The organism is uncultured Veillonella sp., from assembly GCF_963551295.1.
Taxonomy (GTDB): Bacteria; Bacillota; Negativicutes; order Veillonellales; family Veillonellaceae; genus Veillonella.
Window position 1 is genome coordinate 1 of record NZ_CAUVFT010000027.1, and the last position, 22,527, is coordinate 22,527.

A 22,527-nucleotide genomic window follows, 5' to 3' on the forward strand; every position below is an offset into this window, starting at 1 on the left:
CAGGTAAGAGTCATCGTGCACTCGTAGTTGCTCATGAAAATAAAATTGAATGTATTATCGATGATGGTATTTTGATTCATGATAATAAAATCGTGGCTGGCTTTTCTGCAAAAAAAGAGTCTAGTCGATTAAAAGCTGTTCGACGCGCTATTTTCCAAGATGAAGTGCAAGTTAAGTCCGTACGTGAGCAACTAGATAAGATTAAACCTAATAAACTTATGATTATCGGTACCTCTGATAATATGGTGAAGAAGATTACTAAAGCTTTAGGTTTGCAAAATCCTGATCGTTATATTCGCATTGAAGATGTTGCAACACCTAAGGAAATTGAAAAGGCACAACATGCACGTTTGAAAGAAGGCAAACATATTATTCCTGTTCCAACAATGGAATTAAAGCCGCACTTTAGAGGTTATCTAATCGATCCAATTAAAACCATGTGGCGTCGCCGCACTTTGAAGAAACAAGACCAAGATACATTAGGTCAAATTGGTTCTGAAGGTTTTGAGCGTTCTGTTGTACGTCCTGCTTTCAGTTACTATGGTAGACTCACTTTTGATGATGAAGTAATCATTAAATTGATTAGAAATGGGTTAAAAAAAGTAGCTGGTGTCGATGAGACCAGTATAATTTCTTTTAAAAAAAGCGACAAAGGTCAAAACGGTCTTGTTGTTGATATGGCTGTAGTTATTGAACATGGATATCCTGTTAAACCATTGATGCAACAGGTACAAAAATCTGTTCGCAATGAAATTGAATATATTACCGGCATGTCTATTGAACGTATGTCCATTAAAGTTAAGAATATTATTGAAACAAAACGTAAGATTGTTAAAGTTTAGGAGTTAGAATGAAGTCTTATTATATTTATACCTATGGTTGTCAAATGAATACCGCCGATTCTGAGCGCTTATCCCATCAGCTAGAGTCTGTTGGATATACGCCAACAGAGGAAGTTGAAACTGCAGATTTAATTTTGTTAAATACTTGTGCAGTGCGCGAAAATGCAGAAACTAAAGTTTATGGCCGCATAGGTGAACTAAAAAGACTGAAACGTAATAATAAAAACTTGATTATCGCCGTTACAGGATGTATGGCTCAAAAAAATCAGGCAGAAATGTTTAAACGAGCTCCACATATTGATATTGTATTAGGTACTCATAATATTCAACATATTAATGAGATGATTGAAGAGGTACAACGCGGTCACACGCATCAAATCAGCGTAGATATGGATAACACTGTATTACCTGAATTAGAAGCAAAACCAAATGGCTCTTTTTATGCATGGGTACCTATTATGAATGGTTGTAATAAATTTTGTACCTATTGTATTGTTCCCCATGTACGTGGTAGAGAAATTAGCCGTCCTGTAGAGGCTATTGTTAAAGAGGTTACAGAACTAGGGGCTAAAGGTTTTAAAGAAATCACTTTATTGGGGCAAAATGTAAACTCTTATGGCCTAGATTTTAAAGATGGTACAGATTTTGGTACATTAGTTGATGCTCTTGATGGTATTCCAGGTATAGAACGTATTCGCTATATGACGAGTCACCCTCAAGATATGAGTAAGTCTATGATAGATGCACTTGGTAGATCTTCTAATATTGTTACGCATTTACATTTACCAATTCAATCTGGTTCTGACCGTATTCTTAAAAAAATGAACCGCCATTATACGGTGGAGCATTATAAAGAATTGCTTTCTTATTGTCGTGAAAAAATAAAAGATGTAGTGGTGACTACGGATATCATCGTAGGCTTTCCAGGAGAAACTGAGGAAGATTTTCAAGCTACATTACAGTTATTAAAAGATGTGCGCTATGATATGGCGTATACTTTTATCTATTCCAAGCGTTCTGGTACCCCAGCAGCGACTATGGATGATCAAATTCCTGAAGAGGTTAAGCGCGTTCGTTTGCAGACATTGATGGATGTACAAAATGAAATTTCTTATGAATTAAATAAATCTATGGAAGGACAAGTATTTGATATTATTATAGAGGGACCAAGTCCTCGTGATGAAGATATGTGGTTCGGTCGTACGTCTGGTAATAAAATGGTTTTATTACCAAAAGACGAGTCCTTATCAATCGGTCAAACTGTACCAGCTTATATCGATAAAGCTCAAACATGGGTTTGTTATGGTAGTATTTTAAAATAAACGATTAGAATTAAAGAGAACTCGTCACTATTATGTTAACTCTAAGGTTAGATTTTTTATCTAAAATTAGTGTGCCAAACATATGGTGACGATGTTCTTTTTTTATCATAGATACTGATTAGAAATCATGTGTGTTATAATAATAGAATAATATAAAAGTTGTATATTGATGACTTTCATAGGTATGAACACCATTTAGATATCATATTTTCTATAAAGAAGGTGTAACTATGAATTTAGATTTAAACGCTGTAGGCGAAACGGCATTATTGACACTATATGCGAGAGCAAAAGATTACGAGTCTGTACAATCCGTATTGAAGGATAAAAAATCCTGGGAGATTATAAATCAGATTGAGTATGATTTTGATCAATTTAAAGATGTTAAGATGTCCTATTATGGTATTTTAGGACGGGCTAAAGTTATCGATAATGAGATACGAAAGTTTATATCTCTTTATCCAGATTGTATCGTCGTATCATTAGGTGCCGGTTTAGATACTATGTTTTATCGAGTCGACAACGGTTATATTGATTGGTATAATATCGATTTTGCCGGAGTAATTGAGGCACGTTCACAATTTTTTGAGCCTCATGAACGAGTACATAACGTAGTGAGCTCTATAACTGATGAATTGTGGACTAAAAATATTGAGATAAATGGCCGAAAACTATTGCTTGTTAGTGAAGGGGTAGTTATGTATCTTACACTGGATGAAATGAAGCAATTCTTAGGATTACTGACTGATTCTTTTGAAGAATTTACCTTATATCTTGATATGATTTCTCCTTACGTGGCAAAACGTAGTAAACAACATGATATGCTTAGTAAAATGGATGTTACTTTTCAATGGGGAAGTAAGGATGGTCATGAAATTGTAGATATGAATCCTAAACTTAAACAAACTGGACTGATTAATTTTACAGGAAGTATGTTGTCCTTAGCGCCTATTATTTATAAATTGTTGTATCCGTTCATATATTTGTTCAATAACCGCATGGGTATATACGAATATAAGCGGAATCTGTGATATGACTCATAATATATGAGGTGAAAATGAGTAAAAAGCAAACACCTATGATGGAACAGTATTTAGATATTAAATCTAGATACTCTGAAGAATTACTGTTTTTTCGCTTAGGTGACTTTTATGAATTATTTAATGATGATGCGTTAGTTGCATCTCGTGAACTTAATATTACCTTAACAGGTCGACCTACAGGAGATGAGGAACGCACACCGATGTGTGGCGTTCCTTTTCATGCTGCTGAAAGCTACATTGAAACGCTCGTTAAAAAGGGGTATAAGGTTGCTATTTGTGAGCAATTAGAGGATCCAAAAGCGGTAAAGGGCATCGTTAAGCGCGATGTTATAAAAGTCATTACACCGGGGACGGTGATGACAGAAAATGGCAACGATGCACGATCAAATAACTTTTTATCATTATTTTATATGGTAAAAGATGCGTGGATTCTTGTGTTTTCCGATGTATCTACAGGAGAAGTTATTTGGCATCGCATTACAAATTGTGAAAAACGTAGTGATATGTATGATGCACTCAGCATGTATCGACCAAGTGAAATCATATTGCCTGAAGGAACGATATTACCGCAAGATATTCGAGATTTTATTGAAAATCAATTTAGTAATGTCGTATTTTCTCCTTTTTCTACATACTATACACAGCGTGAAGTAGCTGAAAAAGCTGTAACTCATTTTGGTGATTTAGGCCTTATGGAAGAGGATGTATGGGAAGCTTTAGGTTATATGCTTTTATATTTAGAAGATATAATTAAGTCTGAAATTTCTCATATCAACTATGTACATCAATTAAGTGTAGGTAATCGCCTTATTCTTGATACATCTTCTTTGCGTCACCTTGAAATTACTCACAATTTACGTGATGGCGGTCAAAAAGGTACTTTACTTGATGTGCTAGATCGTACCTTGACACCAATGGGGGCACGCCTTTTAAAACAATGGCTTGAAAGTCCGTTAACTGATGTAAATCAAATTCAACGTCGCCAAGCAGCCGTGGCAGAACTCATTACACGCGGTGCTGAACGCTCTCATATTCGTAGCTTTTTAGATTGTATTTACGATTTTGAACGCATTGTAGGTCGTGTTGAAACCGGATCGGTATCTCCAAGAGATTTAACAGCCCTTCGTGAATCATTAGCAGTTTTACCGGATATTAAGAATGTATTAAGTACATGTTCAAGTTTAGCTTTAACGTCGATTAATGAACGCATTCAAGATCATAAAGATATTTATGACTTATTATGTCGTGCTATTGCAGAGCAACCAGCGTTGACATTAAAAGATGGTCGAGTTATTAAAGATGGCTTTAATGCTGATTTAGATGAGCTACGTTCTTTAGCGACTAATAGCGAGCAATGGCTTGCCAAGATGGAAGCGGATATTAAAGAAGCTACAGGGCTTTCAAAAATTAAGACTGGTTATAATAAAGTGTTTGGTTACTATTTTGAAGTATCACATAGTAAATCAGAACAAGTGCCAGATTATTTTATTCGAAAACAAACCTTGGCCAATGCTGAACGTTATATTACACCTGAGTTGAAAGAGTTTGAAATTAAAATTCTCAGTGCAAAAGATAAAATTATTGCGTTGGAGCACGAACTATATCAACAATTACGCAATGATATCAAACTGGTTATCAAAGAGGTACAAGAAACCGCTCGAGCTCTTGCAGACCTTGATGTATTATGCTCATTAGCATTAGTCGGATACGAAGAAAACTATATTTGTCCAACTATTGTTATGAATGGTCAAATCAATATTCGTGATGGTCGCCATCCGGTTATTGAAAAGTTTTTAAAACGAGAGGTGTTCGTACCAAATGATATTGTTCTAAATCATGATGATGAGGAATTCTTACTCATTACAGGCCCTAATATGGCAGGTAAGTCTACTTACATGCGCCAAGCGGCTATTTTAATGATTATGGCACAGATTGGTTCCTTTATTCCCGCTCGTGAGGCCTCTATCTCTCCTGTAGATCGTATTTTTACACGTGTTGGTGCTAGTGATGATATTTCTACTGGTCAAAGTACGTTCATGGTGGAAATGAAAGAGGTAGCTTATATCTTAGAGAATGCTACTCACAATAGCTTGATTATTCTTGATGAAATTGGTCGGGGGACGAGTACCTTTGATGGTTTAAGTATTGCACAAGCCGTAGTGGAACATATTTGTAAGCACATTCATAGCAAGACATTGTTTGCCACACATTATCATGAGCTTATTTGCTTAGAGGAAAGTTATAGTAAATTAAAAAATTATACCGTTGCGGTTAAAGAAAAAGGGAAAGATGTTGCTTTCTTGCGCCGTATCATTAAAGGTGGTGCTGATCGCAGTTATGGTATTCACGTAGCTAGACTGGCAGGCCTACCTAATTCTGTATTAAAACGAGCTGAAGTGATTTTGGAATCTTTGGAAGATCAAAGTCACGATGCAAGTGACTTAAATAATCGAGTTATGGGGGCTCAACTTACTAATGTAGCAAAACCAGCTGTTAAACAAGTTAGTGATTCCCCACTAGGAAATTTATTTACACATTCCGTAGTAGATAGCTTATTGGAAGTCGATGTAATGAGCATGACTCCAATTGAAGCATTAAATAAATTATATGAACTACAAGAGGAGGCTCGTAAAGGAGGCGGGAAATAATGGCAACCATTCATGTATTGGATGAAACGACAATCAATAAGATAGCTGCCGGTGAAGTCGTTGAACGTCCCGCATCAGTTATTAAAGAACTCATTGAAAATTCTATTGATGCGTCAGCTACCAATATAGAGATTGAAATTGGTGATGGTGGTGTAGCATACATGCGTATTACCGATAATGGCATTGGTATGACGGAAGAGGATGCTCGCTTGGCGATTCTACGTCATGCAACCTCTAAGATTCAACAAGTAGAGGACCTCTTTGATATTGCGTCCCTAGGCTTCCGTGGGGAGGCCTTGGCTAGTATTGCCTCTGTATCTCATTTCTCTTTAATCACTCGTAAAGCAGACTCTGACTTGGGAACTCGTATTACTGTTGATGGAGGCACTTTTACCGATTGTATTCCTTATGGTGCGGCACCAGGTACGACTATCGAAATTCGAGATTTGTTTTATAATACGCCGGCTCGTCGTAAATTCTTAAAAACTGAGCGTACAGAAGCCTCTAAGATTCAAGATATCGTGGGGAAATTAGCACTAAGTAATCCACATATCTCTTTTAAGCTTATCGTCGATGATCGGGTGTCAATTATTACACCAGGAAATGGTAATATTAGTGATACTGTAGCTGCATTATACGGATATAAAACCAAGGATGATATTTTTACAGTTGCCTATGAAAGTGACTCCATTTATATCGATGGCGTAGTGAGTAAGCCGACACTTCTTAAAAGCACAAGGATATGGCAGACCATCATCGTCAATAATCGAGTGATTTCTGATAAAACTATAATGAAGGCTATCGATAATGCATACCATGCACTTTTACCGAAAAATGGTCATCCTTTGGTGGTATTAAATATTACTGTGCCTGCCGGAATGGTTGATATAAACGTACATCCTCGCAAGAGTGAAGTTAAATTCTCAGATGATAAGATTATATTTAAAGCCGTTTATCACGGTATCTTAAATGCTCTAAATAATCCACTCCATGAGAGATACGAACGAGAGTCATCATCTTATATGACTGGTACAGCTGCTAATATATCTGATGATAATGGTAATACTACTGATAGTAGTAACAGTAGTATAAATAATAGTTTTAGTTCTGATAGAACATCCTTACATGGTAATAGCACTTATGATTCTTACAGAGCACCTTCTGCTGTACATGATGAGATGCAGTCTGCAGAACATATAGCCACAGCTATAGATTATGATAAAGTCTTTGGTGGACGCCGTACAAAAGGCTATGAAGTTTTGCGCGATAAAACTTCACAGTTTGTGGAGAATCTCAAAACTAAGGGGTATACACCACCTGCACCAAAGACAACTTATGAACAATCATCCTTTATAGATGAAAGTTTTGACGCTGTTCCTAAGGAATATACTAGTTATACTAAAGAGGATATAGAACGTTTTAAATCTTTATCTCATGACATCCGTGAACAAGATGTGGAGGAACGGACAATTCAAAACTCTGGCTTCCTACCTATGGGCCAAGTTGCGTCTTGTTATATATTAGCTAAAAAAGGTGATGATCTGTATATCATAGATCAACATGCGGCACATGAGCGTGTGCGTTATGATAAGTTGTGTAAGTCTTCTGAATCGATTCCTATGCAATCTCTTTTGGTTCCTCAATATAATGAGGCCACAGATGATGAAATGAATTTAGTAGAAGAAGAACGAGAAACATTACTTGATCTTGGTTTCGATGTAGAGTTGGGTGGTCCTACTAAGATAAAATTAGTAGGGGCTCCTGTAGATTTGGTAGAGTCAAAAGCTTTTGAAATTCTCCAATATGTATTCTCTTACTTACATGATCATCAACAGCCTACTAAGGCTCAATTACGACATGAAATGTTAGCCTATGCGTCTTGTAGAGGGGCAATCAAGGCAGGTCATAATTTAAATATGTATCAAATGACTACTTTAATTGAGGACTTATTTAGTACCGAAAAACCATATGTATGTCCTCATGGTCGTCCTACGATAATCAAATTTACACCTGATGAATTAGGTAAATTATTCTTACGGTCTTAACATGAATATATTAACTACAGCCCAAAAATCTAATAAGGCCATTCAAGAGGAAGCCAAAGTGTTGGCTTCCTCTATGCATATGACTTATATAAAAAGAGGAAAATTATCTATACCAGCATTATTTGACGCACATCTATGTGATTACATTGCGGTTCTATCTGGTAATGGCCTAACCATTCATTTTCCCAATAATCAACAGCATAGTTTTCATTTATCCATGGCTCAATTGCGTATACTACGTTTACAACGTGGAGAAGGGGATCATTTAATTAATGCTGTACAAACAATATTAAATGCTAATCATCCGCTTGGTAAAGAAGAGTTTTCGTTTCTTGATTGTACAATTGGTCTTGGCAGTGACAGTATTGTTGTAAGCTATACTTTTCCTCAGGCTAAAATAAAAGGCCTAGAAGGTTCTTTACCTATTTGGCTTGCCACATCTTATGGTTTAGCACATTATTCGCATAATGTGAAAAGTGTGACGGATGCATTACGTCGCATTGAGGTAAGTCATGATACTTTTGAAACTTATGTACCTAATCTTCTAGATGATAGTATAGATATTATTTATTTTGACCCCATGTTTGAGGTTCCTGTAGAAGAGAGTCCTCAATTTAAACCACTTCGTGGACATACAATGGAAAGTCATATTGATGATAAAATCATGGAGGAGGCTATGCGTGTTGCCTCTTGTGGTGTTATCATTAAAGAACGACCGTTTAGTTCGGTCTTTCAGAAATATCCACCTCATAAATGGGTGGGAGGCAAATATAGCCGCATAGGCTATGGTGTATATATGAAGGAGTTATAGTGAATCCCTTAATTACTATCGTTGGACCTACTGCGGTGGGCAAAACGGATCTTACCTTGGAATTAGCTGAACAACTTAATGCCGAGGTTATTTCTGGTGATGCTTACCAAGTATATAAACAACTTAATATTGGTACCGCTAAACCATCGGTGGATGAACTTAATCGGGTGAAACATCATCTCATTGATATACTGGAACCAAATGATTCATATTCGGTATCTATTTTCCAAAATCAAGCTAAAGAGATAATTGCAAGATTAAAAGATAGAAATATTCTTCCTATTCTGTCTGGTGGTACAGGGCTTTATGTTCAATCATTATTGGAAAACTATAACTTTAATGATGTTAAGCCTGATGAAAGTTTACGAGCAGAACTAGATGAGCTATATAATACCAAAGGTATTGAAGGCTTACGAGAATATGCTTTCACCTTAGGAACAGAACATAATATAGAAATTCAATATAGTGATAAGCATCGTTTATATCGTGTCATTGAGATCTTGCACTATGGTGATGTAGATTCATTACGAAATCAAACTAAAGCTGGTTTATCTTATAAAGGGCCTGTTATCGGACTCATGAGAGACCGTGATAAACTATATGAACGCATCAATTTACGCGTTGATATGATGTTTGATGCAGGCTTGATTGAAGAAGTGGAACATCTCATAAAATTTGGTGTGAAACCAGATTGTCAAGCATTTAAAGGTATTGGCTATAAAGAAGTTGTAGACTATATAAATGGCAGTATAACATTAGATGAATGTCGTGATTTAATCAAGAAGAATACACGTCATTTTGCTAAGCGCCAGATAACTTGGTATAAACGGATGCCTTATATAGAATGGATTCACATTGATAGTAATACATCAAAAGAATATATATTTAATAAAGCTATGGATTTAATTTGTAGAGAAGGACTAGCATGACATTAGACGAAATACGTAGTAAGGCCCTTGAGATGGCTGAACCTGAATTTAAAAAGTTTGAACCTATTGCCTTGGCCAATACAAAAAAAATATTAGAAGCCTTTAAAGTATGCCAAGTATCTGATTACCATTTTACTGGTACTACAGGCTATGGATATAATGATGTAGGCCGTGAGAAATTAGATGAAGTATTTGCATATGTATTTAAAGGTGAAAAGGCAATTGTACGACCGCATTTTGTTTCTGGCACCCATGCACTAGCAACAACTTTGATTTCCTTAATGGGGAATGGTTCAAAAGGGACTGAATTTATCTACGCAGTTGGGGCTCCTTACGATACGATGCAATCTGTTATCGGAGCATCTCGTGAAGTGCGTGGTTCTTTAGTAGAAAAGGGTTTTACCTATACAGAGGTACCTTTGAAAGATAATAGCTATGATGTAGATGCCATTGCTAAAGCTGTTAATGATAATACTAGAGTAGTGGTTATTCAACGTTCTCGCGGCTATAGCACACGTGAGCCATTATCTATCGCAGATATTAAGATTATTGTAGATGCTGTAAAAGCTAAAAATCCGAATACGATTTGTTTTGTAGATAATTGTTATGGAGAGTTTACAGAGCTTCAAGAACCTTTAGAGGCTGGTGCGGATATCATGGCAGGTTCGCTCATCAAAAATGCGGGAGGCGGTTTAGCGCCCACAGGTGGTTATATCGTAGGTCGTGAACATCTTGTAGAAGATGCAGCGTATCAATTGACGGCTCCTGGCTTAGGTGATCATATGGGTTCTTATGCACCTGGGTATCGTTTGTTTTTCCAAGGCTTATTTATGGCACCTCACGTAGTATTACAGGCGCTTAAAGGCGCTGTGTATACTGCAGCTGTAGGTGAGTTATTAGGTTATGATGTATTCCCTAAGGTAGATGCAGATCGTTATGATTTGATTCAAGCTATCAATCTGAAAAATGGAGAAGAAATGGAGCATTTTTGCGTAGGTATGCAGGCTTACTCTCCTGTAGATGCTCATGTACATCCAATTCCAGGTGACATGCCGGGATACGAAGATAAAATTATTATGGCTGGAGGTACTTTTGTGCAAGGGTCTTCTATTGAGCTGAGTGCAGATGGGCCTATACGTCCACCATATACGATTTTTATGCAAGGTGGTTTAGTATTTGAACATTCCATGCTCGGTATTTTAGGAGCTGCTGAAGAGTTATTAAAACATAGATAATATTTAGAATCCCTTTCTTTTAGAGAAGGGGATCTTTTTATTTCAAATCTTTTCAATGTACCTAGTTCTAGGCTATAATATAAGTTGCTATAATTTTATAGCAATACTACTCGGACTTTTACACCGAACTAGTGTTTTACACGTCAGGCTTTCACCCTGATTAGTTTTATGATCAAGCGATCATTAAAAGGAGAAAGTATGGAAAAAGTTATCGCTGTAGCTATGAGTGGCGGCGTAGACAGTTCTCTAACTGCTGCAATGCTATTAAAACAAGGCTATAAAGTATTTGGTATTACTCTATGGTTATGGGTGAGTGGCACGCCCTATGATGAGGTGCCTCTTGCTGTAACAGATGCTAAGAAAATGTGTGATTTTCTTGGTATCGAGCATCATGTAATCGATGCTCGTGATGTATTCTACGAAAATGTAGTAGATTATTTTGTAAAAGAATATGCCTATGGTCGTACGCCAAATCCTTGTGTATTTTGTAACAAAAATATTAAATTTGATTTGATGCTTAACCGTGCTCTTGAACTCGGTGCCACCCATATGGTTACTGGTCATTATGCACAAGTTAATTATAATGAAGAAACGAGTTTGTATGAGTTACATAAAGGTGTTGATCCTACAAAAGATCAAAGTTATGTTATGTACAATATGAACCAACGTATTTTGAGTCATCTTATGTTCCCATTAGGTGGTCAATGTAAGACTGAAACACGTAAATTAGCTGCTGAATATAATTTACCAGTAGCTAAGAAACCAGATAGTGTAGATATTTGTTTCTTGCCTCATGGAAACTATCAAAAGCTGGTGGCAGAAGAAATGAAGGGAAAGCCAGAGTCTGGTAATATCGTTACCGAAGATGGTGAAGTGTTAGGTAAGCACAATGGCTTATTTAATTACACTATTGGTCAACGTAAGGGACTTGGTATTGCGTATAAGTACCCATTATATGTTATTGGTTTTAATGGTGACCGTAACGAGGTCATCGTAGGTCCTAACGAACGACTCTTTACAAATCGAATGATTTGTAAGTTCTATAACTTTTTAGATGATACAATTCACAAAGAATTGAAGGCGGAGGGTAAGATTCGCTATGCAGCCAATCCTTCCCCTTGTACTGCACGTATTTTAGATGATGATACGATGGAGGTTATCTTTGAAGAACCACAACGGGCGATTACCCCTGGTCAGTCCGTAGCCTTTTATAATGGCACTCAATTATTGGGAGGTGCTGTTATCGATCGCGTATGTTAGAAAGGAGAATGCAAGTTCTTTGAACTTGTTTACATTGTATGTCAACGAAAAAGATTCGAAACTTCTGTATTATAGCCCATATCGACCATGGTAAATCTACCATCGCTGATAGATTAATTGAATATACTGGTACATTACAAAAACGTGAAATGGAGGCTCAAGTTTTGGATTCCATGGACCTCGAACGTGAACGCGGTATTACTATTAAAGCGCAATCTGTTCGCATTTTGTATAAAGCGCAAGATGGTGAAGAATATATCTTGAATCTCATCGATACTCCAGGCCATGTCGATTTCAGTTATGAAGTATCTCGTTCTCTTGCAGCTTGTGAAGGGGCATTACTTGTTGTTGATGCTGCTCAAGGTGTGGAAGCGCAAACGTTGGCAAATGTGTATCTCGCTTTAGAACATGATCTTGAAATCATTCCTGTTATTAACAAGATTGATTTGCCGTCAGCAGACCCTGATCGCGTTAAACAAGAAATTGAAGATATTATTGGTTTAGATGCATCTGATGCTGTACTATGTTCTGCTAAATCAGGTATCGGTATCCCGGATATTTTAGAAGCCATTGTAAATAAAGTTCCTGCACCACCAGATAAATCTGATGAGCCAACAAGAGCCTTAATTTTTGATAGCCGTTTTGATGCGTACAAAGGTGCTATTGCCTATGTCCGCGTAAAAGAAGGGTCCATAAAAGCAAAAGATACTATTCGCATGATGCATGATAAAAAGGACTTTGATGTTACAGAACTTGGTATCTTTACACCAAATCTCGTACCAGTACAAGAATTACCTTGTGGCTCGGTAGGTTGTATTGCAGCTAGCATCAAAAATGTAAAAGATTGCCACGTAGGTGATACTGTAACATTAGCTAATAATCCTGCATCAGAACCTTTGCCTGGTTATCGTAAGGCCGTATCCATGGTGTACTGTGGCCTTTACCCAACAGAGTCTAAAGATTACGAAAACCTTCGGGATGCATTAGAAAAGTTACAGCTAAATGATGCTGCCTTAGAATATGAAGCAGAAACATCTTTGGCATTGGGCTTTGGTTTTCGTTGTGGTTTTCTCGGTCTTTTGCACATGGACGTAATTCAAGAACGTTTAGAACGTGAATATAACTTGACGCTTATTACGACCGCTCCATCTGTAAATTACAAAGTGTACAAAACAAATGGGGAAATGCTTGAAGTCGATAATCCTGCTAAATTACCACCTCCAACGGAAATTGACTATATTGAAGAACCATATGTAAAAGCAACTACAATCGTACCTAAAGATTTCGTTGGTACTATCATGGAGTTATCTCAGGATAAACGCGGTGAATACCAATCTATGGAATATTTAGATGAAACACGCGTATCTGTCGTTTATCATTTACCATTGAGTGAAATCATTTATGATTACTTTGATAAATTAAAATCCGCTACAAAAGGGTATGCATCCCTTGACTATGAATTGATTGGTTATAAACAATCTCCAATGGTTAAGATGGATATTCTATTAAATGGTGATCCTGTGGATGCATTGTCCATTATCGTACATAAGGACCGCGCCGCTACACGTGGTCGTGCATTGGCAGAAAAATTAAAAGAACTCATTCCCCGTCAAATGTTTGAAATTCCTATTCAAGCTGCGGTAGGCACAAAAATTGTGGCTCGTGAAACCGTAAAAGCATGGCGTAAAGACGTTTTGGCTAAATGTTACGGTGGTGATATTTCTCGTAAGCGTAAATTACTTGAAAAACAAAAAGCCGGTAAGAAACGCATGAAATCTGTCGGTTCTGTAGAGATTCCACAAGAAGCATTCATGGCGATTCTCAAGGTTGAGGACTAATATAATGAAAACAGATTCTAATATTTTGAATCTGTCTACACTTGGGGATATGGGCTTGTATGTCCATATCCCTTTTTGTAAACAGAAATGTATGTACTGTGATTTTCCTGCTTATCAGAATTTACAAGATTATTACGAAACCTATGTATATGCTTTAGTTCAAGAAATCGATTTATGGGTCTCTGAACATCCAGAGTCTACATCTAAAGCTATTGATACAATTTATTTTGGGGGAGGTACGCCTACAGAATTATCGATTCAACAACTACAAATGATTCTTGATAAAATCAAAAATACTTTTACAATTACTGATGATTGTTATATGACTATTGAATCGAATCCTGGGGAAGTAAATTTACATTATTTAACGAAACTTGTTAAACTTGGTTTCAATCGTATTAGCTTTGGTGTTCAAACATTTGATGATAAGGCGCTTACCATGATTCATCGTAGTCACAACGAGGAACAGGCAAAACAAGCTGTTTATGATGCTAAAGAGGCAGGCTTTGCTGATATTAATATTGATTTGATTTATGGATTACCAAGACAATCCTTAGACGATATTAAACGTAATTTAGTAATCGTGAAAGACCTACCTATTAATCATATTTCTACTTATGGTTTACAAGTTGAGGTAGGCACATATTTATATCATTTAGTACAAAAGAACTTGATTTCTATTCCTAGTGAAAGCATTGATGAAGCTATGTATGATACGATGATGGAAGGATTAAAAGAACTTGGTTTTGAACGATATGAGATTTCAAATTTTTCGAAGGATAACTCTTATAGTCGCCATAATTTAAAATATTGGCACTATGTAGATTACTTAGGTTTTGGTGCGGGAGCGCATTCTTTTTATAATGGTGTTCGCCGCAGTAATAACCGAAATGTAATGCCTTATATACAATCAGTTGATCGATATGTTATGCCTACTATCGATACGGAGACGATTACTTTAGAACGAGCTCAAGAGGATTTTTGCTTTTTAGCTCTTCGCACTAAATGGGGTCTTGATGAACAAAAATTCGAAGATACATTTGGCGTATCCGTCTATGATTTATTTGGTACTACTTTAGAGGATTTAGTTAGTAAAGGTCTATTAGAGTATCAAAATGGAAGTTATCACTTAACCGCTGAAGGTGCCAAGCATGGAAATTATGTGTTTAGTCAATTTATTCGTGAGTAATTTCTCACAGTTTCTCAAAATCTAATATGTTAGTATAAATAGGATGATGATGAATAAGCATGCTAGATTTGAGGAGGAACGATGAAGACATCTGTAATATTACACGGTTTACATAATGAATTTACTTTAGATCAAATGAAAGCATGCATAGAACTTGCTGAAAAATATGGCGGATCCTTTCGTCATGTTGTAACAGGTATACAAATTACAGGTATTGAAAAAGATGATAAGGAACAGTTAATTTCTGAATTGCCTGATGGCGTGACAACTGTTATTCATAGAGGTGTTAATTCCTTGATTGCCTGTGTAGGTAAAGGCCATTGTAAAAATGGACAAATGGAAACTAAAGAATTGGCTGATTATGTAGAGAGAAAACACTACGGCCGAAAAACATCTCATAAGTGCAAGATTGGCATCAGTGGATGTGGACGTAACTGCCCTGATGCGATGGTGAAAGATATTGCTTTTATTGGTACATCTCAAGGTTTTATGTTGGCTGTTGGTGGTAATACAGGTATGAGACCAGAAGCAGGAAAAATTTTAGCAAGAAAACTAACTATTGAGCAATCTAAAAAAGCTGTAGACATTTTGATTGATTGGTATGCTAAAAATGGTGAACCTCGTGAACGTATGGGACAATTGTTAGAAAGACTTGGAAATCCACTTGAAGGTGTAGAACTATAAATTGTAATATTTTTAGTACTAATTACTTTATGGTCCTTAGGCTATACATTTTTACAATCAAAAAGTATTTTTACTGAGAGTTTCATAATAACAAAATTATAATATATATAAACACTTATACTATTTCAGGTTTTAATAATAGAAATTTTATTAGATCAACATATTCCAATGTTTAAATTTGGGGATATGACATAAATGTAGATAGTATAAGTGTTTTCTCATTATTCTGGTTTGATTTTTTGACTAATTAATTAAAAATATCAAATTGTCTTTTTGACTAAATAGATTTTATTTGGCTTTTTAATGATTTTTTAGCTTGACAATTTTTTTTAATATGATAATATTATACATGCGATTAGCACTCAAAGTTTATGAGTGCTAACAAGAGGTGTCATTATGGATGAAAGAAAACAGCGCATCTTGCGAGCCATAATTGAAGACTACGTTAAATCCGCAGAACCTGTAGGCTCTCGAACGATTGCTAAGAATTATGATCTTGGTATCAGTCCTGCTACGGTACGGAACGAAATGTCAGATTTAGAGGAATTAGGCTATTTAGAGCAACCTCATACATCGGCTGGACGTATTCCTTCAGCTAAGGGCTATCGCTTATATGTTGATTCTATGCTGAGTCGACAACCTGTTCCATTACAGGATGCTGAAAAAATTGAAATGTTATGGAAACATTCCAATGGATCAACGAGTGAACTCTTTTTAAATATGGCTAAACTACTTTCACAGGTAAGCCATAGCATGAGTTTATTCTTGGCACCAGCCCATGATAGAGCATTAATCAAATATATTCATGTATTACCGCTAGATAGTCATCAAGCCATTATGGTAGTTATTACTGAAACAGGGGCACTAGATAATGAGTTGATGTACTTTGGTGAAAGTGTTTCACCAGAGCTTTTACAGAGTCTAGCCATACAATTTAGCAATGCACTACAGAATGTAAGTATTGGTCATGTAACGGCTGAGGCTTTAGGATCTATATTGGTCCATATGGAAGGACCGCAGGGAATTTTATTAATCCTTTCGGAGACATTATTACGAGCTATTAATAAACGTAAGTTGTTCTATTCGGTAGGTACCACAGAGTTGTTAAATCAACCAGAGTTTAAGTCTGTTGAGAAGGTACAACCCTTGCTTTCCTTAGTGGAAGAACAAAATCAATTAGGACAGTTATTAAAAGATGATTCTCCAACACCTGTTAAGGTCAAGATTGGTATTGAGAACGAAACTGAAGCACTACATTCAATGAGTGTGGTACAAGCTGATTTTACGAATCAAGATCAGCCTATTGGAACTCTTGCTATTCTTGGTCCAACGCGGATGGAATACGGACGTATCATCGGCATGTTGTCCCATATGAAACATATAATGGAAACTATGGTAAAAGAACAAAACAGAAAGGGCATGTAATGGCTGAAGAACAAGACATTAAACAAGAAACAGTGGAGGAAACAGAGAATACTACGAATGTAGAGGCACCAACTGTTGAAAAAACTGAAGAAGCTATGGCTGATGCTGCTCAAGTGTTAGAAGAGCTTAAAGCCGATTTTGATAATCGCTATAAACGGTTACAAGCGGACTTTGAAAACTTCAAACGACGTACTAATCAGGAAAAAGAGCAACTTGCAGGATATGTAAAAGGGGATGTATTAACAGACCTTCTTCCTGTATTGGATAACTTTGAACGAGCTGTTCAAAGTCCTGCAGAAGGGGAAGCAAAAGTATTCCTCGATGGATTCATTATGATTCATCAAAATTTGATGGCTATGTTATCTAAACATGGATTAGCAGTTATCGAAGCTGTGGGTCAACCATTTGATCCAAATTTCCATCAAGCGATTATGCGTGTACCGTCAGATGAATATGAATCCGATACGGTGTGTGAAGTATTGCAAACTGGCTATACTGTTGATGGTCGTTGTATACGTCCAGCAATGGTAAAAGTTGTGGAATAGATTATAAAGTTTTAGGAGGTATATATTATGGCAAAGGTAATTGGTATTGATTTAGGTACAACAAACTCTTGTGTTGCTGTTATGGAAGGCGGCGAACCTACGGTTATTACAAATCAAGAAGGTGCACGTACAACTCCTTCCGTTGTTGGGTTTGCAAAAAATGGTGAACGTTTAGTTGGTCAATTGGCTAAACGTCAAGCCGTATCTAATCCAGAAAACACAATCATTTCTATTAAACGTCACATGGGTACAGACTACAAAGTAACTGTAGAAGGTAAATCTTATACTCCTCAAGAAATTTCTGCAATGATTCTTCAAAAAATCAAAGCTGACGCAGAAGCTTACTTGGGTGAACCTGTAAAACAAGCTGTTATTACTGTTCCAGCATACTTTACAGATGCTCAACGTCAAGCTACAAAAGATGCTGGTGCTATTGCAGGTCTTGAAGTACTTCGTATTATTAACGAACCTACAGCAGCTGCTCTTGCATATGGTGTAGATAAAGATGAAGATGGTAAAGTTCTTGTGTTTGACCTTGGTGGTGGTACATTCGACGTATCTATCCTTGAATTGGGGGATGGTGTATTTGAAGTATTGGCTACATCTGGTAATAACCACCTTGGTGGCGATGACTTCGACCAACGTATTATGAACTACCTTATTGAAGAGTTCAAAAAGGAAACAGGTATCGATTTATCCAATGATAAATTAGCTGATCAACGTTTAAAAGAAGCTGCTGAAAAAGCAAAAATTGAGTTGTCTGGTGTAGCTAGTACAAATATCAACTTACCATTTATTACAGCTGATGCTACAGGCCCTAAACACTTGGATGTAACGTTAACTCGTGCTAAATTTGAAGAATTAACTGCTGATTTAGTACAAGCGACTATTGAACCTACTCGTAAAGCTATGAGCGATGCTGGTTTATCTGCATCCGATATCGATAAAGTATTGTTAGTTGGTGGTTCTAGCCGTATTCCAGCTGTACAAGAAGCAATCAAAAAAGTATTGGGTAAAGAACCAACTAAAAATGTTAACCCTGATGAATGTGTAGCTATTGGTGCTGCTATTCAAGGTGGCGTATTAGTAGGTGAAGTTAAAGACGTATTGTTACTTGACGTAACGCCATTGTCCCTTGGTATCGAAACAATGGGTGGCGTATTCACACGTATTATCGATCGTAACACTACAATCCCTACATCTAAATCTCAAGTATTCTCTACTGCAGCAGATAACCAACCATCTGTAGATATCCATGTATTACAAGGTGAACGTGAATTCGCAGCAGATAATAAAACATTGGGTCGTTTCAACTTGGATGGTATCCCAGCTGCTCCTCGTGGGGTTCCTCAAATCGAAGTAACATTCGACATCGATGCTAATGGTATCGTACATGTAAAAGCTAAAGATTTGGGGACTCAAAAAGAACAAAAAATTACCATTACTTCTTCTAGCGGCTTGAAAGAAGAAGAAATTGACCGCATGGTTAAAGAAGCTGAAGCTCATGCAGCAGAAGATAAAGCTAGAAAAGAAGAATTAGATATTAAAAACAATGCAGACTCCTTGGTATACCAAGCTGAAAAAGCATTGAAAGATCTTGAAGGTAAAGGCGATGCTGCTTTGATGAAAGAAGTAGAAGAAGCGAAAGATAAATTGAAAAAATCTATCGAAGCTAGCAATATCGAAGACATCAAAAAAGATAGTGAAGCTTTGGAACAACCATTACATAAATTAGCAGAACAAATGTATGCAGCAGCTCAACAAGCTCAACAAGCAGCTGGTGCTACAGATCAAGGTCAACAACAAACAAAATCTGATGACAATGTAGTTGATGCTGATTACACAGTAGTGGATGACGACAAGAAATAAGAAGGGTTGGTAACGAATGGCACGTGATTATTATGACATCCTAGGGGTTAGTAAAAATGCCTCTCAAGATGAAATCAAAAAAGCCTTCCGTAAAAAGGCTCGCCAATACCACCCAGATGTTAATAAAGACAATCCAAAGGAAGCTGAAGCAAAGTTTAAAGAAGCTAACGAAGCTTATGAAGTCTTGTCTGATGAAACTAAAAAAGCTCAATATGACCAATTCGGCCACGACGCCTTCAAACAAGGAGGTGGCGCTGGTGCCGGTGGTTTCCAAGGTGGCTTCGGCGGTTTCGGTGGTCAAGCTGGAGGCTTTGGCGATATCTTTGGCGACATTTTTGGTGGCATGTTTGGTGGTGGACGCCAACAAGGCCCTCAAAAAGGTAATGACTTGCGTGAAGATATCGATATTTCCTTTGAAGATGCAGCTTTTGGTAAATCTATGGAAATTGAAGTGCATCGTCATGAAGAATGTGATCACTGTCATGGTACTGGTGGTGAGCCAGGCTCTCGTGTCGATACTTGTCCAAACTGTCATGGTTCTGGTCAAGAAGCGGTTATTCAAAATACTCCATTTGGACGTATGCAGTCCGTTCGCACTTGTTCTCGCTGTCATGGTACGGGTAAAAGCATTGAAAAACCTTGCTCTAAGTGTCGTGGTACTGGCGAAATGTTGGCTAAACGGAAGATTTCCATTAAGATTCCAGCCGGTGTAGATAGCGGATCTCGCTTACGTGTAGCTAATGAAGGGGAACCTGGTATTTTAGGCGGTCCTAAAGGGGATCTTTATGTATATATTTTCGTTCGTCCTCATAAGGAATTTGAACGAAATGGTAATGACGTTATTAGCCGTGTAAATATTAGCTTTGCTCAAGCTGCTCTTGGTGCGACTATACAAGTTAACACCTTAGATGGTAAAGTAGAGTTAAAGATTCCGGAAGGTACTCAAACGGGAACGGCATTCCGCGTAAAGGGCAAAGGTATTCCATATTTGCGTAACCCTAACCAACGAGGGGACCAACACATTGTGGTAACTGTCCAAACGCCTAAGAAGTTGACCGATGCTCAACGTGAATTATTATTACGCTTTGCAAATGAAAGTAACGAAGATGTTAATAATTTACAAGTAAGCAAAAGTCTCTTTGAAAAAATCAAGGACTGTTTAACGAAATGAACAGCTCATGTGAAGGAATGGTTCGTTCCATCACATTCCCTATAAAGGAGCATATATGCAATGGATAGAAATATCCATTGTCTGTGAAAGAGTAGCCACCGATGAGGTGACTACTCTTTTTGACGATTATACAGACAATGGAATTATAGAAGAAGATGTTGAAGATCAGCCTAATTTAATAAAATTAACTATGTACGCTGATCCATCACTTGATATGGATATGATTAAGGCGGATTTAGAAAAACGTCTTACAGAGGATAATATTAAGATTATATCAATAGATACAGATATTATTGATGAGTCAACTTGGTTAAACTCTTGGCAACAATATATTGAACCTACAGAAATTTTACCTAACTTAGTCATTAAACCTGCTTGGCAAAATTACGATAATGTAGATAATAAGAATATTATTGAAATTGATTCAGATATTTCCTTTGGAACTGGGGCTCACGAAACGACAAGAACTTGTGCAGAGCTTTTAAAAGTTTATAGTGAGTCTATGAATCTTGATAAGGTAACTTGTTTAGATATCGGTACAGGTACAGGAATACTTTTGTTAGTAGCAGCTCATTTAGGTATTAAAAAACTTGTAGGTATCGATATTGAGGAATACGCTGCAAATCAAGCTAAAATTAATTGTGAAAATAATCAAATAGATGCAGAAATTATTTGTGGTGATTTAGATACTGATTTTAATGAAATAGCTCAACTGATTGTAGCTAATTTAACTGTAGATCCATTAAAAATTTTATTGCCTCAAATTGGTAGAAAGCTTGATGATCAAGGTATTTTAATCATTAGTGGAATTATTGATGACCGTTATGATGAAATCATGCCATATATTAAGAAAGACTGGCATATTATTGAGGAACGCGTTGCTGGTCCATGGCACACCTTTGCGTTAAAAAAACTATGAAAAAAATATTTATTCATACACCATTAGATGAAATAATAGAATTACCGATACATGTGACACATCATGTGCTTCATGTATTTCGTCATAATATTGAGAAACCTATAACGGTTACAGGTAGTGACAATCGTTGTGGTATGTATCAGATAACTGATGAAATAGACGGTAAGGCACAAGCAAAACTTATTGAATATATTGCGGGTGCAGCAGCATCATACAGAATGATTCTTGTACAATCCATCTTAAAAGGTGAAAAGTTAGAATGGGTGTTACAAAAAGCAACAGAGTTAAATGTGGATACAATTTATCTTGTGCCCACAGCTAACTGTGTAGCTAAATATGATGAAAAAAAACTTCAATCAAAAGTAAATCGTTGGGAAAAAATTATGCTAGAAGCAGCTCAACAATGCGGACGAAATCAGTTACCCACACTTGTAGTAGGAAAGACCCTTATACAAGTATTAGACATTGAATCTGAAGCTCTAAAATTGGTAGCTTATGAGAATGAAGATGGGCATACAATTAAAAACTTACTTAAAACGGTACATTCTGATGAGTCAATTACTGATATTTTAATTTGTATAGGTCCTGAAGGGGGCTATCAAGAGAAGGAAATCAATGCTATTATAGAGAGTGGTGGAAAATCGGTATCGCTTGGTAATACAATTTTGCGAGCTGAAACTGCTGCCATTGGATCATTAGCGATGATTCAATATGAATTAGAACTATAAATTAAACAAGAATAGAGAGGTGTA

18 protein-coding genes are annotated in these 22,527 nt (G+C 36.7%); all 18 read left to right on the forward strand.

The annotated features are described in order from the left end of the window. A partial coding sequence (locus tag RYO55_RS07660; RefSeq protein ID WP_314984909.1) for an Asp23/Gls24 family envelope stress response protein occupies positions 1-842 on the forward strand: 842 nt, incomplete at its 5' end. 8 nt (positions 843-850) lie between these two features. Further along, entirely contained in the window at positions 851-2,164 is a 1,314-nt protein-coding gene (gene miaB / locus RYO55_RS07665) for a tRNA (N6-isopentenyl adenosine(37)-C2)-methylthiotransferase MiaB (RefSeq protein ID WP_314984910.1), read from the forward strand. 230 nt (positions 2,165-2,394) lie between these two features. After that, positions 2,395-3,195: a class I SAM-dependent methyltransferase gene (locus RYO55_RS07670; RefSeq protein WP_295814168.1), complete on the forward strand. Its 801-nt coding sequence runs from the start codon at positions 2,395-2,397 to the stop codon at positions 3,193-3,195. Between the two features lie 26 nt (positions 3,196-3,221). Further along, entirely contained in the window at positions 3,222-5,855 is a 2,634-nt protein-coding gene (mutS, locus tag RYO55_RS07675) for a DNA mismatch repair protein MutS (RefSeq protein ID WP_314984911.1), read from the forward strand. Next, on the forward strand, positions 5,855-7,900 hold the full coding sequence (gene mutL, locus RYO55_RS07680) for a DNA mismatch repair endonuclease MutL (RefSeq protein WP_302498645.1): 2,046 nt from the start codon (positions 5,855-5,857) through the stop codon (positions 7,898-7,900). The genes mutS and mutL overlap by 1 nt, the downstream gene beginning before the upstream one ends. Position 7,901: 1 nt before the next feature. Then, positions 7,902-8,711 carry a class I SAM-dependent methyltransferase gene (locus tag RYO55_RS07685; protein ID WP_314984912.1) on the forward strand — a complete coding sequence of 270 codons (810 nt, stop codon included), beginning with the start codon at positions 7,902-7,904 and terminating at the stop codon, positions 8,709-8,711. Beyond that, positions 8,711-9,640: a tRNA (adenosine(37)-N6)-dimethylallyltransferase MiaA gene (miaA, locus tag RYO55_RS07690; RefSeq protein WP_314984914.1), complete on the forward strand. Its 930-nt coding sequence runs from the start codon at positions 8,711-8,713 to the stop codon at positions 9,638-9,640. The genes RYO55_RS07685 and miaA overlap by 1 nt, the downstream gene beginning before the upstream one ends. Then, entirely contained in the window at positions 9,637-10,875 is a 1,239-nt protein-coding gene (locus RYO55_RS07695) for a methionine gamma-lyase family protein (protein ID WP_314984915.1), read from the forward strand. Before miaA ends, RYO55_RS07695 begins: the two co-directional genes overlap by 4 nt. A gap of 198 nt (positions 10,876-11,073) precedes the next feature. Further along, positions 11,074-12,135, forward strand: coding sequence for a tRNA 2-thiouridine(34) synthase MnmA (gene mnmA, locus RYO55_RS07700; RefSeq protein ID WP_314984917.1), 1,062 nt, complete (start codon positions 11,074-11,076; stop codon positions 12,133-12,135). Between the two features lie 38 nt (positions 12,136-12,173). After that, on the forward strand, positions 12,174-13,973 hold the full coding sequence (gene lepA / locus RYO55_RS07705; RefSeq protein ID WP_119562946.1) for a translation elongation factor 4: 1,800 nt from the start codon (positions 12,174-12,176) through the stop codon (positions 13,971-13,973). Positions 13,974-13,977: 4 nt separating this feature from the next. Continuing rightward, the gene (hemW, locus tag RYO55_RS07710) at positions 13,978-15,162 is read left to right on the forward strand and encodes a radical SAM family heme chaperone HemW (RefSeq protein ID WP_314984920.1); all 1,185 of its coding nucleotides are present in this window, start codon (positions 13,978-13,980) and stop codon (positions 15,160-15,162) included. Between the two features lie 81 nt (positions 15,163-15,243). Continuing rightward, the gene (locus tag RYO55_RS07715) at positions 15,244-15,846 is read left to right on the forward strand and encodes a nitrite/sulfite reductase (protein ID WP_295814197.1); all 603 of its coding nucleotides are present in this window, start codon (positions 15,244-15,246) and stop codon (positions 15,844-15,846) included. A gap of 396 nt (positions 15,847-16,242) precedes the next feature. After that, positions 16,243-17,271 carry a heat-inducible transcriptional repressor HrcA gene (hrcA, locus tag RYO55_RS07720; protein ID WP_295814201.1) on the forward strand — a complete coding sequence of 343 codons (1,029 nt, stop codon included), beginning with the start codon at positions 16,243-16,245 and terminating at the stop codon, positions 17,269-17,271. Continuing rightward, positions 17,271-17,816, forward strand: coding sequence for a nucleotide exchange factor GrpE (grpE, locus tag RYO55_RS07725; RefSeq protein WP_314984921.1), 546 nt, complete (start codon positions 17,271-17,273; stop codon positions 17,814-17,816). Before hrcA ends, grpE begins: the two co-directional genes overlap by 1 nt. 27 nt (positions 17,817-17,843) lie before the next feature. Next, the gene (dnaK, locus tag RYO55_RS07730; protein ID WP_008600875.1) at positions 17,844-19,685 is read left to right on the forward strand and encodes a molecular chaperone DnaK; all 1,842 of its coding nucleotides are present in this window, start codon (positions 17,844-17,846) and stop codon (positions 19,683-19,685) included. Positions 19,686-19,701: 16 nt separating this feature from the next. Continuing rightward, entirely contained in the window at positions 19,702-20,856 is a 1,155-nt protein-coding gene (dnaJ, locus tag RYO55_RS07735) for a molecular chaperone DnaJ (protein ID WP_302498654.1), read from the forward strand. Between the two features lie 55 nt (positions 20,857-20,911). Beyond that, positions 20,912-21,775 (forward strand): 50S ribosomal protein L11 methyltransferase, encoded by an 864-nt coding sequence (locus RYO55_RS07740; protein WP_314984923.1) that lies wholly within the window; start codon positions 20,912-20,914, stop codon positions 21,773-21,775. Then, on the forward strand, positions 21,772-22,503 hold the full coding sequence (locus RYO55_RS07745; protein ID WP_314984928.1) for an RsmE family RNA methyltransferase: 732 nt from the start codon (positions 21,772-21,774) through the stop codon (positions 22,501-22,503). Before RYO55_RS07740 ends, RYO55_RS07745 begins: the two co-directional genes overlap by 4 nt. The last annotated feature ends 24 nt before the right edge of the window (positions 22,504-22,527 follow it).